This is a genomic window from Aeromonas sp. QDB31 (assembly GCF_027707605.1).
Lineage (GTDB): Bacteria > Pseudomonadota > Gammaproteobacteria > Enterobacterales > Aeromonadaceae > Aeromonas > Aeromonas media.
In genome coordinates this window covers 64,615-80,101 of record NZ_JAPCIX010000011.1, presented here as the reverse complement: position 1 = coordinate 80,101, position 15,487 = coordinate 64,615, and the positions used below count along the sequence as shown (strand labels likewise).

The following is a 15,487-nucleotide window of genomic DNA, read 5'->3' as shown; positions in this document are numbered from 1 at the left end:
CTGCCCTGGGGCAGCCCTCCTTGTTTCAGCCCGTCAGCTCTCCCACCTGGCGGTTCACCTGACCGGCGAACAGCTGATGGAAGCGGGAGCCCGGATTGGCCAACAGGCTGACCGGCGATCCCTGCTCCACCACGGTACCTGCCTCCATCACCACGACTTTGTCCACCGACAGCAGCGGCTCCAGATGGTGGGCGATCACCAGATAGCTGGCCTCGGGCCGGTAGCGATAGAGCAGCTCCGCCATCTTGCGCATGCCGCCGTGACTGAGATCCGAGGTAGCCTCGTCCAGCACGATGAGCGGGCGGTGGGACAGCAGAATGCGGGCGATCACCAGCAACTGGGTCTCGCCGGCGGAGAGTTGCAGCCTGTCGAGATCTTCGTCCAGTCGGCCGGCGCAACGTTCGGCCAGGCCGACCCGGGCCAGCGCCTGTTCCAGCGCGGCGTCGCTCTGCTCGCTCAGGGGGGAGAGATTCGCACGCAGGGTGCCGAAGAAGGTGAGGGGGATCTGGGAGACGGTGTCATAGAGTGCGCGCACTGCCTCCGGCGCCAGGGCAGAGAGCGGCTGCTCGCCGTAGTAGATCTCCCCCTGGGATGCCGGATACATGGCCTGCAGCACCCCGAGCAGGGAGCTCTTGCCCGCCCCTGTGCGGCCACAGACCCCCACCTTCTCGCCGGGGGCCAGCTCGAAGTTGACCCTGTGCAGGGCCCACTGGCTTGCACCCGGGTAGCGCAGTCCCTGGTTGTCAAAACGCACCGCCGGATGGGGCGTGGCGAGGGCCTCTCCCTCCTGGCGCTCGCTCTCAATCTCACTGTATTCACGCACCCGCTCCACTGCGTTCATCACCTGTTCCACCTCGGCGAAGGTACGGATCAGGGAGTTGAGCATGGCCGAGGCGGTGAAGGCGTAGGTGATGGCCACGGCCCCCAGCAGCGGGCTGTTGCCAAAGGCCACCATCAGTGCCACTGCCCCCACCAGGGCGGCGGAGAGCAGGGTCTGGTGCATGCCGAGCCAGCGGTTGATGGAGGTGGTGGTGTACCAGCTGCGTAGGTTGTTGTCATAGTGATGCAGCACCTGATCCAGGGCGAAGCGTTCGGCCCCGGCCAGACGCAGGGCGGGGGCACCGCGAATGGTCTCGCTGATGCTGATGTAGAGCGGGGAACGCAGCACCGAGGACTGGCGCCGCAGCTTGAGCTGCACCGCCCGGTAGCGCCGTTGCAGCACGTAGAGCGCCCAGCCCACCAGGGGGGCGATGAGCAGCAGCAGGGGAATGTTGATGCCGATGACCACCACCTGCAGCAGCACAGAGACCAGCATGCCGAACAGCCCCATCAGCATGGACAGCAGCACCTCCTGGGCCTCCCCGAGATCCCGGTCGAAGCGGTTGAGGATGCGCCCCTGGGGCACCTTGTCGAAGAAGGCCATGGGGGCGCGGCTGATGCGGCCCAGCATGCCGTCGAACAGGGTCCAGGCCAGCTTGAGGCCGAGTTTGTAGTTGATGACCCGCACCACCATGATGCAGACCAGCGATCCTGCCCCCAACAGCACATAGATGCCGAGCAGGGTGCCCACATCGCTCACCTCGGCCTTGCCGCCGAGCCAGAGATCCGAGGCGATGCGCAGCCCCTCCTGACCTAGCGTGAGCATCAGGGCGATCAGGATGGCGCCGGGGGCGGCCAGGCGCTGCCACATGAAGCCGAACAGCCCCCAGTCCACCTTGCCTTCCACCACTTTTTCTTCGCTGAACTGCTCCGCCTCCTGAGGCGCCACCATGGGGGCGGGGAGCGGATGCTGGATAAGATCCGCCAACTGGCGGGCGTCGAGCTCCACCAGCCGGCCCTGCTCGATACGGATCACCCGATCGCAGTGGGCTAGTACGTCCGGATCGTGGCTCACCAGCAGCCGGGTCGGTCCCGGTTTGAAGGCGAGCCCCTGCTCCAGCACCTGGGCCGAGACGATGGGATCCAGTGCTGACAGGGGGTTGTCCAGCAGCAGGATGTCGGCCTCTGCATAGAGGGCGCGGGCCAGGGCGACTCGCTGCTGCTGACCGCCGGAGAGGCGGGTGCCGAGCTCACCCACCAGAGTCTGATCCCCGTGGCTCAGCAGTCCCAGATCCATGGTGAGGGCGCAGGCACCAAGAACCCAGTGGTAGCGATCCTCGTGCCAGGGTTGGCCGAACAGTATGTTGTTGCGGATGCTGTCGTTCATCAGCCAGGGTTTGTGGCCAAGGTGCGCCACCCGGCCGTTGCGGCGGATGCTCCCCTCGAAGTCGTTGTCAAAACCGGCGACCAGGTGCAGCAGGCAGCTCTTGCCCGCACCGGTCGCCCCGGTGATCCCCACCAGCTCCCCCGGCTGGATGCTGAGGCTGACGTCCTGCAACACCATTTTTTGCTGGTGCAGGGCGGTGACGCGGTCTAGCCCCAGGCTGCCTGCCGGCAGGCTGGGGTCGGTGAGATCCCGATGCTGCTCCGGGCCATTCAAGAACTCGCACAGCCGGTTGAAGCCCGTATTGAAGTTGATCAGGGTGCGGATGAGGTAGGGCAGCCGCATCATGGGGATCCGCAGCACCGCGAACAGGGCGATGGTGATGAACACCTGGGGCAGGGTCAGGCTCTGGCCCGAGGCCAGATAGGTGGTGAAGGTGGCGAGCGTCACCAGCAGCGGGGTGCTCATCATCAGGAAGCTGTTGATGGCATCGAGCTTGAGCACCCGGCCGAGCACCACGAGTTCCTGCTGGCGCTTGGTGTTGGCCGCCCGGGTGAAGAAGGTGCCGAGACCGTTCTGGCGCACCAGCCGCAGCTTCTTGATGTATTCCGCCAGTATGCCGTTGCGCTCGTCCTGCTGGCGCTTGAGCTGCTGCTCCTGCTGGTTCATGCGGCGCACCACCCGGGTGGAGAGCAGCAGCAGCAGGGTGAGCACCGCAAAGCCCACCAGGCCGGCGCTGCCCACCTGCCACACCAGCAGGGCTATGGTGCCCGCCAGCTGCAGTGCCATGGTGAGCGGCATGGCGGGATCCGCCAATATCCAGGTGATGTCCCACACGTCCCGGTTGATGAGGTTCTGTACCCGGCCACCGGCCCTGTCATCGAAGCTCTTGCCGCCGAGTTTCATCACCTTGGCGAGCAGGGACTCGGCCAGCAGGCGGCGAATGGGGACGTGCATCTTGAGCGCCAGCTGCAGGGAGTGCTCCGCCAGCATGCCGGCGGCGAGCACCGAGGCAAACAGGGCGAAGGCCAGCAACAGCTTGTGGCCGGTGCTGGCCCCGGTGCCGAGCTGGGTCATGCTGTGGTTGAGCAGCCAGGGGCTGGCCAGGGTGGCCAGCATGCCGATCAGCTGCAACAGGGTGAGCAGGCCGATGCGGCGGCGGTAGTGGCGCCAGATAAAGGCCATGATGGGCCAAGGGCGCACCGGCGCACTCGCGGTGAGCGCGAGGAAGGCATCGGCCCGCGCGTCGCGCCTGTCTTCCGGCAGCAGGGGGTAGAGATCGTCGAGACCGACCTGGGGCTCGGTCAGCCCCTTGCGTTGCAGCGGGCCCGTCCAGTGATAGAAGAGGCGGCTCAGCCAGCCGGCCGAGATTTCCGGATGATCCAAAGGGTGTCCTTGTTGTTTTGTGTTGCTTCCGACAGGGCGGGGCGGCTCATGGGCCGCCCTCGATATTCTTGTTATGGCGGGCTCGTCGCCCGCGGGGGATCAGCAGCCCCGGTTCAAGCGGATGAGTCTGTCCAGGATCTGCTCGCCGTCGACTCTCAGGCCGTTGTGCTCGTACTCGTTGGTGATCCAGGCGCGGCTGTTGCCAAGGCCCCTGAGGGTATCGCGGCTGTAGTCGAACTCCACGTACATGTCCTCGGCATAGACGGCGCAGGCCACCGGCACCGGGTTCTTAGCCAGTTGCGCCTGGTCGTAGAGGGGGGCCCAATCGGCCTTCTTGGCCAGCAGGTGGGCGGCCTCCTTGAGCGGCATCAGCTCGCGGAACTGCTCGAACATCCAGGGGAAGATCATCTCGCCGGTGAAGGTGAAATCCTTGCCGGGCGCCCAGGCCAGGGCCGGGAACTCGCCCCTGACCCGCTCGGCCGCCCAGTTGCTGGCAGCTCCTTCGCAATAGATGGCCTCGTGCAAAATGGCGAACACAGGATTGGTGTTGAACGGCTGCATGGCCTGCATCTTGTAGAGGAAGGCGGGGTTGATTTCCTCGCCGATGAAGGCGTCCTCCAGCAGGTAGTAGAGCTCCTCGAAGGCGCCGCTGGCGCCGAGATCCAGCCCCTGTTGCTGCAACTGCTCCACCGTCAGGCGCTGGCCGTTCGGCAGGCGGACGTCGTGGCGGTGCAGGTGGGTCGCCAGCCGGTTGGCGATGGCCTGGGCATGGGGGAAGCGGGCGAAGAAGGCGCGATTCTTGTCCGCCACCCGTTGATAGGTGGCGCGGTAGACCTCGTCCGCGCTGCGACCTATGGGGGCCACGCCGCCGGTGAGGTAGACCTCGTGCAGGCTGCCTGGGAACAGGGAGAGATAGGTGAGGCTGCAAAAGCCGCCGAAGCTCTGGCCAAGCAGGCTCCAGGGCCGGTCCGGGCTCAGGGTCTCGCGAATGTATTCGGCGTCCCGCACTATGCTGTCGGCGCGAAAATGGCCGAGGTAGTCGGCCTGCTCCCCCGGGGTGAGCCCGGCCAGCGCCGCGGCACTGATGGGGGTGGAGTGGCCAGTGCCGCGCTGATCGAGCAGCAGCACCCGAAACTCCTGCAGGGCCCGCTTGATCCAGCCGCCGCTCGCGGTCGGGCGCGGGGCGCCAAAGCCCGGCCCCCCCTGTAGATAGAGCAGCCAGGGCAGCTCGTCATCCAGCCTGTCCTGGCGACAGAGAGTGCGGCCAAACAGAGTGATGCTCTTCTCGTCATCCGGTTTCTGGTGGTCGAGGGGCACGGTGAAGAAGTGTGGCTCGCAATGGATGCCATCCAGCACGTAGTGCAAGGGGCTGCTCATCTGGGGTCTCCCTGGGGTCGGAAATCGTCGGCCTCATCATAGCCCTGGCTCGCAGAAGGGTCACGCCGGTTTTCCCGATAATGAGCAGCCGATGACGAGAGACTCTCTTGTGTACCTAGCCGGTTTATGGTTGCGGACCGATTGACCTTGAGCTGAACCGGGATCAAGATGAGCGGCCTGCCGAAGAGGGCAGGGGAGCTGGACACAACAGGACGAGGTGGGCTCGATGAAGCCGCGATGGACAAGGTTCAGAAAGAGAAGAAAAGAGACGGATCCTGAGGGAGTGCTGCAGGCGGGGTTGCTGGTATTCAGCGCCACCTGCGGGGCGACCCTGTTGCTGGCGGCCTGTAACGGCGGCTAGCAGGTATGGAAGGCCCGTCCGACAGGGTGGGCCTTTTCATTTGTCTCCCTTTTTCGGCAGGGGTGGACCGGCCTGGAGCCCTTTGCTGGCGCGGGTTTGCGGTAGTCTGATACCTGCTGCTATGGTCAATTTACGACGGGATCCACAGAGGGAGGCGATCATGAATAGTCGTGAAAGGGTACTGGCTCATTTGGCCACAGATCACCGGGTTGCAGGATTGACCGCTGGCGAGGCTCTGGCCGGTATCAGCCACTCGATGAGTTCGCTCCTGCTGCAACAAGATCAGCACTTCTTCCGCTCTCATGCCGATGATCCTTGTCACGAGGTCGCCCGGGCATGTTCTGCCGGTCATGTCTGGCACGGTGACGAGAATCGCTATTAGGGGATGACATTTCGGGAAGGGGAGATGCAGAAAGGCCCGCTCAGATGAGCAGGCCTTTCGAATTTGGCTCCTCCTGCTGGACTTGAACCAGCGACATACGGATTAACAGTCCGCCGTTCTACCGACTGAACTAAGGAGGAATTATTGGTGCCCAGAGACGGAATCGAACCGCCGACACGGGGATTTTCAATCCCCTGCTCTACCGACTGAGCTATCTGGGCAACGGCGCGCATTAAACCCTTTCTGGACTGGGGTGTCAACCTTGCAGCCCCAGTTTCTGGCATGTTTTTGCATAGGGTGAACCAAGTGGCGAGATACTGTGCAAGGAGTCCCTGATCCAACACCGGGGATCAGTCCAGTTTCTACGAAACTCAAGGCTATTCATCCTTAAATTGGATAACTTGCCACTCAGTCGTAGCCCTTTTGAGGGCTAGCGGGGAGCTATGTCAGCAGATCTTGATAGATATGGGTTGTACAGATCTAGTTATCGCCAGACACCGAACCAGGTTACACCATTCAGTCAGTTTAAATAGGGTTGTTCGAGCGCCATTTTATCAAGGCGTGACGCACCCTGGCATGTTTATCTTCGGTGAAGTTGTACCGTGTCATGATAATAATACGCATTATGCTGCCCAAGATTGGTACCAGAGATATACAGATAAACAGCCCATCCATCGTTGCTTGAGTCTGCGCTGTATTCGGTTGATAACCAAGCCAGATCAGCAGGGTGCCGGAGATCCCGCCCGCAATGGCCCAGGCTAATTTTCCGGTAAAGGTCTGCCCTGAGAAGGCGATGGCGGCACAGCGGCGACCAGATTTTAGTTCTGCGTATTCAATAGTTTCGCTGAGCATGGCGGAGATCAGCGGGTTGGTGATGACGTTGGCGGCATGGATCAGGGCGAGGAAGCCGAACACCAATATCAGGTTGTCGTAACCCGCCGTGTAGAAACCGACGCGCAGGGCGATCTCCAGCATAGTGAGCATCAGGAAGAGATCACGTTTTCTGAAGCGCTTGGTCAACACCGGCACCAGCATGCAGGCCATGGAGGTGGCCACGCCTATGGTCCCCATCACCGAGAGCAACCCGGCGTCACCCATGTTGTAGGTGAAGAAGAAGATGTAGAGCCCGGTCGCCAGGTTGAAGAAGACATTGCAGAAGAAGGAGCCCAGCACATAAGCCAGCGGTTTGTTGGCCCGCAGGACGCGGAAGGAGTCCCTGATGGTGATCTTGTCATCCGGGTTGGGCTTGACGCGCTCCTTCATCTGGCTGGCGCCGATCACCATCAGCGGCAGGGCGATCAGCATCAGGCAGAGGGCGCCTTCCATGTAGCCCTTGGTGCTGCTGGTCGCGGCAAACAGCTCGGTGAGCTTCGGGAAGATGATGGAGGCACCGCCGATGCCGATATTGACCCCCAGCATGGCGACGGTCACGGCTTTGGCGCGCTCTTGCGGCTCCTGGCTCATGACAGACGACATGGTCCAGAACGGCACATCGGAGAGGGTGTAGATCATGCCCCAGGCGATATAGGTCACCGCCGCATAGGCCACCTTGGTCGCCATCGGCAGATCCAGGCCGATGAAGCTGAGGGAGGTGACGCCCGCGATCAGGAAGGGCACGCACAACATATAGGGGGTAAATTTGCCGCGCTTGAAATTCAGCGTATCCATATAGCCGGCAATGAGGGGATCGTTGATGGCATCCCAAATACGGGCGACGAGGAAAATGGCCCCGGCCGCAGCAGGCGATATTCCAAGAATATCGGTGTAAAAATAGAGAATGAAGGAACCCACCAGGCCGAAGCTGAGGCATTGCCCGACGGCGTAGCTGAAATATCCCGCCAGCTCTCTATTTTGTATCTTTTGGTCTGTCATCTGCCAACCTCTAGGACATGAATGGGTTGTGAAGAGCGCCACCGCTGTGGCGTCCTTCTTGTGTTATGAGCGGGTCAATGCGCGGATAAGTGCTGTTTCGCTGGCGGAGTAGGGGGTGCCGTCCTCTTCCAGCAGATCATGGAACCAGACCCGGCGCCAGTCGGGGTCGATATTGCGAACGAAGGGCCAGGGTAAATGGGTCTGGGTTTTGCCTTTCACCAGGCCCCACTGATAGGCGCCAATCTTCAGCTCCTTGAACAGGGGTAATTGCTGCTCCACCGTGCTGCCGACATGGCGTGCCAGCCACTCGGTGCAGAGCATAGGACGGCGATAGCTGCCGACCACCTCCAGAGAGATCTTCAACCCCTCCATGCGCTGATAGGAGTGGAAGGTGATGACATCAGACAGCGCCATGGCCCGCCGGTCGGTGGGGTGGGTGAAGGTGTTTTCCGGGGTAAATTCCGCATCTCCCTGACCGATGCTGTAGGGGGCATGCCAGGCGCCGACGGTGAGCGGCTGGATGGGGTTCTCCTCCCGGGCCCAGACGAAGGCCAGTTCCATCAGATAGTGGGCATATGTCTCCAGCGATTCATCGAAACGCACCTCGACATCGCCTTCCGAGAAGATGCCGCGGTTGGTCGGCTCGTTGTAGAGATCCCAGATGAAGATCCGTTCGTCATTGGCGAAGGTACGCACCAGATCGCGGATGTAACGCTCCAGCTCGTGCCATTGGGTCGGGTCAGTGACGATGTTGCGGCCTGGACTTGCTGCCGCCTGACTGTTGTGAACATCGTCCCGCGGTGGTTTCTGACTACCCAAATAGGGATGATCACCAGAAAAACCGCAGTCATCCATCAGGGTCATCATCACGCGGATATCGTGTTTGCCGCACAGGGTGAGGAATTGCTCGATCCGTGCGATCAGGCCATCACGATCATGTTGCCAGACAATAAACGGCAAATTGGTGCGCAGGGTGTTGTAGCCCAGTTCGCTGGCCCAGGCCAACTCCTGATCGATGATGGTGGGATCGAAGGTCTCGGCCTGCCACATCTCGGTCCAGTTGACCGCCGTACGGGGCAGGTAGTTGAAGCCCAGTAGCCAAGGTTGTTTATCCCACCACTGCCAAGCCCGTTCTGTTGACCACTGTTGTACCGCCATCGGAGAACCTCTTTACTAATTATTTGTGTCTATTTGCTAATTATTATTAGCTAATAACTTTGGTTGCAAATGATGAAGGATAGAATTCTGGGATCAGTCACAAAACGAACAAATTTAAGGTGTTTTCAAGTTGGAGTTGGCGAGCTGTTGTCTCCTCGGGGTTATCGCTTTGTGCCAGATAACTCCTGTATCGTCTCCGAAAGCGCTTGTACTACTTGCTCATGCCCGTAATCATGAGTCATGATGGAAGGTAAATAATTAATATTATTATCTGGGCGGTACCGCTCACATTATGGTCATACCGATGAACAATAAACGCATCACCATGAGTGCCATCGCCGCGGCTGCTGGCGTCTCCCAATCAACGGTCTCACTCGTGCTCAATGGCTCGACCACCATCAAGCTGGCGGACGAAACACGGCGCAGAGTGCTCGAGAAAGCGGTCGAGCTGGGTTACCAGCATAAGCGAGCCGAACATCTACCCAGGGGGCCATCTGCGCGAAAAATTGCTTTCGTATTCAATGGCCTCACCTCCTATGACCCTTTTCTCGATGCGATCAATGCCTGCAATGAACGTGCTTGGGAGGCTGATCGCATGTTGGTTACCTTCGATTATCGCAACAGCGCGGAGCTCACCAGACTGATCGAACAGGAGATCAATCAGGGGGATTATCTGGGGATGATCTTCGCCTCCTCCATGACAAGGCAACTCGCCGAGATGGAGCTCTCCCCACAGGTACCTACCGTGTTGCTCAACTGTTATCTGGAAGCCACGAGCTTGCCCGAGCGCTATTCCATCCTGCCTGCCGATAAGTTAGCGGGCTATAAGGTGACGGCACACCTGCTGGATCAAGGTTGCAAACGGGTCGCACTTATTCAGGGAGAGCCCTGGATGGAAGCGAACAGCCTGCGGTTGGAAGGGTATCGTCAGGCGCTGATCAACCACGATCTGATCCCTGAACCACAATGGGTGCGCGTGGGCAACTGGTCGCTGCACGAGGCCTATGAACAGACCCGGCAACTGCTGGCACTGCCTCAGCCGCCTGATGGCATCTTCTGTTGCAGCGATTACATGGCCCAGGGTTGCTATCAGGCGATTGCCGAGGCGGGGTTGCGCATCCCGGAAGACATTCTGGTGGCCGGCCACGACAACCAGATGCTGGCCAGCGAAATGGAGCCTCCTTTGAGTTCCATTGAACTGCCTTACGACGAGATGGGCAAACAGGCGGTGGATACCTTGTTGCAACTGGCGCAAGGAGAGAAGCCCATCGCTTTGCAGATGAAGTTGGAGGGCGAGTTGCTGATCCGCGCCTCGACCAGGGGCCAGCCAGTTAACCGCCTTTGACCCCCTCTCGACGGCCTGTGGCACAGCGACGCCTTATGCCACGGATCGTGCTGAGATTTATGCCGTCATGCCCGCGAAAGTGTGTGGTAAGAATCAAAAATGAGAAGCCCATGATGGGTACTGAGTGGCCTTGTCCACCACTCGGTCAGCTAATGAATGCGTAGATATTCGTTTTTCAGTTTGAGCAGCAACACTGTGCATGCCAAGGCCAGCGTGATGGCATTGGCAATGATAAGGGGGATGTCGCCGATCTGAAGGCCATACACCAGCCAGCACAGCACGCCGCAACTGAACGCGAGATACATGCTGTTCGAGATCGCTTTGGTCTCCCTGGTTTTCAGTATCTGCAGCACTTGTAGTGCAAAAGATCCTGTGGTCAAGAAGGCTGCGCATAGGCCGAGATAATCGGCATCAAGCCATAATACCGAGACGCAAAGCACGACTGATATCGCAATGGCGCGAGGCCATAAAGCTGCGGGCAGCATGTTTCGTTCCTTTTCTGTGTTGAATGCGGTCATGATGAAGCCGATGGGCGGAAGAGGTGCGACAAAGGGGCGACTTGACGCGCCCCTTCAATGAGTCACGCCACGACCGGGATGAGCCGATAACGGGTAACGTGTTGATAACGTTCACCTGGCATCAACCAAGGGTCGCCCAATTCTGGACGGTTCGGGCTGTCTGGCAATTGCTGCGCCTCCAGACAGATCCCCTGATAGTTTCCCCAATGCCCACCCCCGCGCTTGGGCGCGCCGGCCAACCAGTTGCCGGTGTAGAGCTGGACGCTCGGCTGGTCGGTATGCATCTCCATGAGCAGGCTGCCATCCCCTGCCATCAGAGTGGCCTGTGGTGCGGACGAGGCGTCATCAAACAAGAAGCAGTGATCGAATCCCAGGCATTTCTCCTGCTGCGAGTGGGTCATCCACTGCTCCCCGACCCGCTTGCCATGCCGCAAATCGAATACCCCTTCGACCGGTGCGATGCCAAGCGGCAGCGAGTGCTCATCGGTCGGCAGATAGCGATCCGCATTGATGGTGATGCGATGGTCACGCACGTTACCGCCATCCAGATTGAAATAGGCGTGGCTGGTGAGGTTGACCGGGGTCGGTGCATCTGTGGTGGCGCTCAACGCGATCACCAGATCGGTCTGCTCCAGCCGGTATTCCACCGTCACGTCCAGATTGCCAGGGAAACCCTGCTCGCCGTCGGCCAGCCGGGTTTGCAGACGGATGCGATCTTCGGCCAGCTCGGCCAGTTGCCACTCCCGGTTGTGCAGGGAGTGGCTGCCCCCGTGCAGGCAGGTGGTGCCCTCGTTGGCATCGATCTGCCATTCTTGCCCATCCCGCTCCAGACGGGCGTTGCCGATACGATTGGCGAAACGCCCCACGATCGAGCCCAAATAAGCGCGCTGCTCAGGATAATCCACAGGATCACAGGCCAGCAGCACATTGCGAGACGTGCCGCTGACCGGGATCTCGAGGGCGGTGAGCGTTGCCCCGAAATCGAGCACGCTCAACCGCAGACCCGCTGCATTTCGCAGATGGAACTCTTTCATGCGATGACCCCCGCCCCGGCGCTGGCGCGGCAGACATAGCAGTCCGCCTGGAGGCCAAACCGGGCCGGGTACTGGGCCTCGACCACGGCGATCACCTCGTTCACCCGCTCCGGGCGCAGCAGGGCCACCACGCAGCCGCCGAAGCCGCCGCCGGTCATCCGCACGCCGCCTTCGCTGCCGATCTGGGCCTTGATGATCTCCACCAGACCGTCGATGGCGGGCACCGTGATCTCGAAGTCATCGCGCATGGCGGCATGAGACTGCCCCATCAGTTCGCCGAGGCGTACCAGATCGCCGCTCGCCAGGGCGTCAGCGGCGGCCAGAGTGCGGGCGTTTTCCCCCACCACGTGGCGGGCACGGCGGTAGCAGGCCTCGTCCAGTCCGGCCTTACCCGCTTCCAGTGCGGCCAGATCCAGGTCGCGCAGCGCCTTGACCCCGTAGTGACGGGCGGAGGTCTCGCACTGCTGGCGGCGGGTGTTGTATTCGCTGTCCACCAGGCCGCGGCGCACGTTGGAGTTGACGATCAGCACCGCCAGATCTGCGGGCATGGGGATGAGACGGGTCTCCAGGGTGCGGCAGTCCAGCAGCAGGGCGTGATCCCGTTCGCCGCTGGCGGAGATCATCTGATCCATGATGCCGCAGTTGCAGCCGACAAACTGGTTCTCCGCCTGCTGGCCGTTGAGGGCAATCTCGGCCTGGCTGATGGCAAGCCCCTGGGCTTCCTTGAAGGCCTGACCGATGGCCACCTCCAGGGAGGCGGACGAGGAGAGGCCGGTGCCCTGGGGCACGTTGCCGGAGACCACCAGGTTGAGGCCGCGCAGGGCGTGGCCACGGGCCTGAAGGTGTTTCACCACGCCGCGGATGTAGTCGCTCCAGCGCTGGTCCGGGTGATGGGTGATGGGCTTGTCCAGGCTGAACAGATCCCGCTGGTTGCCGTAGTCGGCGGCGATCACGTGCACCAGGTTGTCGCTGCGCCGGCCGATGGCGACGCAGGTCTCGTAGTCGATGGCACAGGGCAGCACGAAGCCGTCGTTGTAGTCGGTGTGCTCGCCGATGAGGTTGACGCGGCCGGGGGCGCGCACCAGCAGGTCGGGTTGTTGCTCAAACTGCTCGGCAAACACGGCACTGACGCGTTGGCTGGGAGTCATGGGGTCACCTCATTGGCTTTGTAATGAACGGGGGAGAGGGAACGCAGGCGTTCCGCGGCTTGTTCCGGCGTCAGGTCCCGCTGGGTTTCTGCCAGCATCTCGAAGCCCACCATGAACTTGCGCACCGTGGCCGAGCGCAGCAGGGGCGGGTAGAAGTGGGCGTGCAACTGCCAGGCCTCGGGGCAGTCCGAGTTCGGCGGCGCGAAATGCCAGCCCATGGAGTAGGGGAAGCTGCACTCGAACAGGTTGTCGTAGCGGCTGGTGAGCTCCTTGAGCGCCACCGCCAGATCTTCTTGCTGCTCCCGGGTGAGATCCAGCATTGAGGGTACATGGGCCTTGGGCAGCAGCAAGGTCTCGAACGGCCAGGCCGCCCAGAAGGGCACCACTGCCAGCCAGTGTGCGGTCTCCACCACGATGCGGGATCTGTCTTTCAGCTCCCGCTCCACATAGTCCAGCAGCAGCGGGCGGCCGTGCTCGGCCAGCCAGGTGCGCTGGTGCTGCTCTTCGCGGACTATCTCGTTGGGCAGGAAGTCGCTGCCCCACAGCTGGCCATGGGGGTGAGGGTTGGAGCAGCCCATGACGGCGCCCTTGTTCTCGAACACCTGCACCCATTCCCACTGGCTCGACAGCTCGGCGACCTGGCTCATCCAGGTGGTGATCACCGCCTCGATGGCGGGCAGGGGCAGTTCGGGCAGGGTCTTGCCGTGATCCGGCGAGAAGCAGATGACCCGGCTGGTACCACGAGCGGCTTCCAGCTTGAGCAGGGGATCCTGCTCGCCGCCGGCGGCCGGGGTGTCCTGCATCAGGGCAGCGAAGTCGTTGGTGAAGACGAAGGTGTCCCGATAGTCGGGGTTCTGGTCGCCGGTGACGCGCTTGTTGCCGGCGCAGAGGAAGCAGTCCGGATCGTGGGACTGGCTCGGCGCCTGGCTTATTTTTTCGACCTGACCCTGCCAGGGGCGCTTGGCCCTGTGGGGGGAGACCAGCACATACTGGCCGGTCAGCGGGTTGAAACGGCGGTGGGGGTGATCAACAGGGTTGAACATCATCACTCCAGTCAATGAGTTGAGAAAATCGTAACGGGCAGGCCGGCAGGCCTACTCCTCGTAACCGTTCGGGTTGGCGGATTGCCAGCGCCAGCTGTCGGCGCACATGGCGGCGAGATCCCGGGTGGCATGCCAGCCCAGTTCGCGCTGTGCCTTGGCGGGATCGGCCCAGCATTCGGCGATGTCGCCCGGGCGCCTGGGTTCAATGCGATAAGGCAGTGGCTTGCCGCAGGCGGCTGAGAACGCGGCCACCATCTGCAGCACGCTCTGGCCCTGGCCCGTGCCCAGGTTGTAAGGGTGGACGCCGCCTCGCCCCGCGCAGTGGTGCAGCGCCTTGACGTGCCCCTCGGCGAGATCCATCACATGGATGTAGTCGCGTACCCCGGTGCCGTCCGGAGTGTTGTAATCGTTTCCAAAGACCGAGAGGCAGTCGCGACGGCCAATGGCCACCTGGGTGATATAGGGCATCAGATTGTTGGGGATGCCCTGGGGATCTTCCCCCAGGGTGCCGGATTCGTGGGCGCCGACCGGGTTGAAGTAGCGCAGCAGGGTCATGCTCCAGTGGGGCTCGGCGGCCTGCAGATCCTCGAGGATCTCCTCGATGATCAGCTTGGAGCGGCCATAGGGGTTGGTGGCGCTGCGCGGGAAATCTTCCCGGATGGGGGTGCTGGACGGGTCGCCGTAGACGGTGGCCGAGGAGCTGAACACCAGGTTGTGAACCCCGGCCCGCTTCATCGCCTGCAGCAGCACCAGGGTGCCGCTCAGGTTGTTTTCATAGTATTCGAGGGGGATCCGGGTCGATTCGCCGACCGCTTTCAGGGCGGCGAAGTGGATCACGGCGTCGATCTGCTGCTCGGCGAAGATGCTGTCCAGCAGTGCCGGGTCACGGATGTCCCCCTGATAGAAGCGGGGCCGCTGCCCGCTGATGGCGGCAACCCGTGTCAGCACGGCGGCCTTGCTGTTGCAGAGGTTGTCCACCACCACGGGTTCCATGCCTGCCGCCTGCAAGGCCAGACAGGTGTGGCTGCCGATATAGCCGCAACCGCCGGTCACCAGTACTCTCATCCTCTTCTCCACCGTTCGTGCCTCACGCAAGGAAAGTCTGAGCAGGAGTTTAGCCGAAGCCAGATTACTTAAACCGTGATGTATGTCATGTAGTTGTGTAAACGATTACACTTGTTGTGAGAATGGACCTTTACCTGTGGCTATCAAGTTGTCGGCGCTTTTTACGTGCATTGTTGCCCGTTTCGACCGTGAGGAGAGTAAAGGCTGCGCGGGCGCCATCAAGGATGTTGCGCACGTGGTTGGCGCTAAAGTGGTAACGATTCCACAAAAGGGCCGCTCGCCCAATGTCAGTGTCGCCTTCCGCGAGGTGATGCAGAAGGCCACGGCCGAACTGGACTACACCCCCAACGCCCGGGCTCTGGTCAGCCAGACCAACGACACCATGGTGGCGGTTGGCCATATGGGCAAGCCCTGCCTCTGTGCCTCGGCCAAGGAGAGCACCATGAAACGGGGTTGCGCCTGCTGATGGACACTGTTTTTCACCGCGCCAGCAGGAGCGGGAAGCGATCGAATTGCTGATCGCAAGAGGTGTGAAGCCCAGAAGGGGGAACAGCAAGGTACCAAGTGAGAGGAAGGAGCGATGATGCCTTGTGTC

General features: G+C 61.5%; 12 protein-coding genes and 2 tRNA genes. 3 read left to right on the top strand and 11 right to left on the bottom strand.

The window, feature by feature from the left end:
• Positions 1–25 precede the first annotated feature (25 nt).
• Positions 26–3,589: an ATP-binding cassette domain-containing protein gene (locus tag PG898_RS13015; protein ID WP_270824709.1), complete on the bottom strand. Its 3,564-nt coding sequence runs from the start codon at positions 3,587–3,589 to the stop codon at positions 26–28.
• A 99-nt stretch (positions 3,590–3,688) separates the two neighbouring features.
• Positions 3,689–4,966: an alpha/beta hydrolase gene (locus PG898_RS13010; protein WP_270824710.1), complete on the bottom strand. Its 1,278-nt coding sequence runs from the start codon at positions 4,964–4,966 to the stop codon at positions 3,689–3,691.
• A 521-nt stretch (positions 4,967–5,487) separates the two neighbouring features.
• On the opposite strand from PG898_RS13010, the gene PG898_RS13005 reads away from it, so the two are divergent.
• Positions 5,488–5,709: a hypothetical protein gene (locus PG898_RS13005; RefSeq protein ID WP_080675078.1), complete on the top strand. Its 222-nt coding sequence runs from the start codon at positions 5,488–5,490 to the stop codon at positions 5,707–5,709.
• 64 nt (positions 5,710–5,773) lie between these two features.
• On the opposite strand, the gene PG898_RS13000 is transcribed toward PG898_RS13005, so the two are convergent.
• The 4 genes from PG898_RS13000 to PG898_RS12985 form a co-directional block, all read right to left on the bottom strand.
• A tRNA-Asn gene (locus tag PG898_RS13000) sits at positions 5,774–5,849 on the bottom strand.
• A 5-nt stretch (positions 5,850–5,854) separates the two neighbouring features.
• Positions 5,855–5,930, bottom strand: a tRNA-Phe gene (locus PG898_RS12995).
• Positions 5,931–6,234: 304 nt separating this feature from the next.
• Positions 6,235–7,581: an MFS transporter gene (locus PG898_RS12990; protein WP_043133176.1), complete on the bottom strand. Its 1,347-nt coding sequence runs from the start codon at positions 7,579–7,581 to the stop codon at positions 6,235–6,237.
• A gap of 63 nt (positions 7,582–7,644) precedes the next feature.
• Positions 7,645–8,739 (bottom strand): cellulase family glycosylhydrolase, encoded by a 1,095-nt coding sequence (locus PG898_RS12985; protein WP_041205105.1) that lies wholly within the window; start codon positions 8,737–8,739, stop codon positions 7,645–7,647.
• A gap of 325 nt (positions 8,740–9,064) precedes the next feature.
• Between PG898_RS12985 and PG898_RS12980 the strand changes: the two genes are divergently transcribed.
• The gene (locus tag PG898_RS12980) at positions 9,065–10,084 is read left to right on the top strand and encodes a LacI family DNA-binding transcriptional regulator (protein ID WP_270824711.1); all 1,020 of its coding nucleotides are present in this window, start codon (positions 9,065–9,067) and stop codon (positions 10,082–10,084) included.
• Between the two features lie 149 nt (positions 10,085–10,233).
• Here PG898_RS12980 and PG898_RS12975 read toward each other — a convergent pair whose 3' ends face one another.
• From PG898_RS12975 to galE, 5 genes are all read right to left on the bottom strand, one after another.
• A complete protein-coding gene (locus PG898_RS12975) occupies positions 10,234–10,569 on the bottom strand; it encodes a SemiSWEET family sugar transporter (RefSeq protein WP_081805630.1) in 336 nt (111 codons plus the stop codon).
• Between the two features lie 95 nt (positions 10,570–10,664).
• On the bottom strand, positions 10,665–11,636 hold the full coding sequence (locus tag PG898_RS12970; RefSeq protein ID WP_270824712.1) for a galactose-1-epimerase: 972 nt from the start codon (positions 11,634–11,636) through the stop codon (positions 10,665–10,667).
• The gene (gene galK / locus PG898_RS12965; protein ID WP_270824713.1) at positions 11,633–12,784 is read right to left on the bottom strand and encodes a galactokinase; all 1,152 of its coding nucleotides are present in this window, start codon (positions 12,782–12,784) and stop codon (positions 11,633–11,635) included. Before galK ends, PG898_RS12970 begins: the two co-directional genes overlap by 4 nt.
• Positions 12,781–13,827, bottom strand: a complete 1,047-nt coding sequence (locus PG898_RS12960) for a UDP-glucose--hexose-1-phosphate uridylyltransferase (RefSeq protein WP_270824714.1) — start codon at positions 13,825–13,827, stop codon at positions 12,781–12,783. Before PG898_RS12960 ends, galK begins: the two co-directional genes overlap by 4 nt.
• 51 nt (positions 13,828–13,878) lie before the next feature.
• Complete coding sequence (galE, locus tag PG898_RS12955; protein WP_270824715.1) at positions 13,879–14,892, bottom strand: UDP-glucose 4-epimerase GalE; 1,014 nt, start codon at positions 14,890–14,892, stop codon at positions 13,879–13,881.
• Positions 14,893–15,028: 136 nt separating this feature from the next.
• On the opposite strand from galE, the gene PG898_RS12950 reads away from it, so the two are divergent.
• Complete coding sequence (locus PG898_RS12950; RefSeq protein ID WP_270824716.1) at positions 15,029–15,358, top strand: hypothetical protein; 330 nt, start codon at positions 15,029–15,031, stop codon at positions 15,356–15,358.
• The last annotated feature ends 129 nt before the right edge of the window (positions 15,359–15,487 follow it).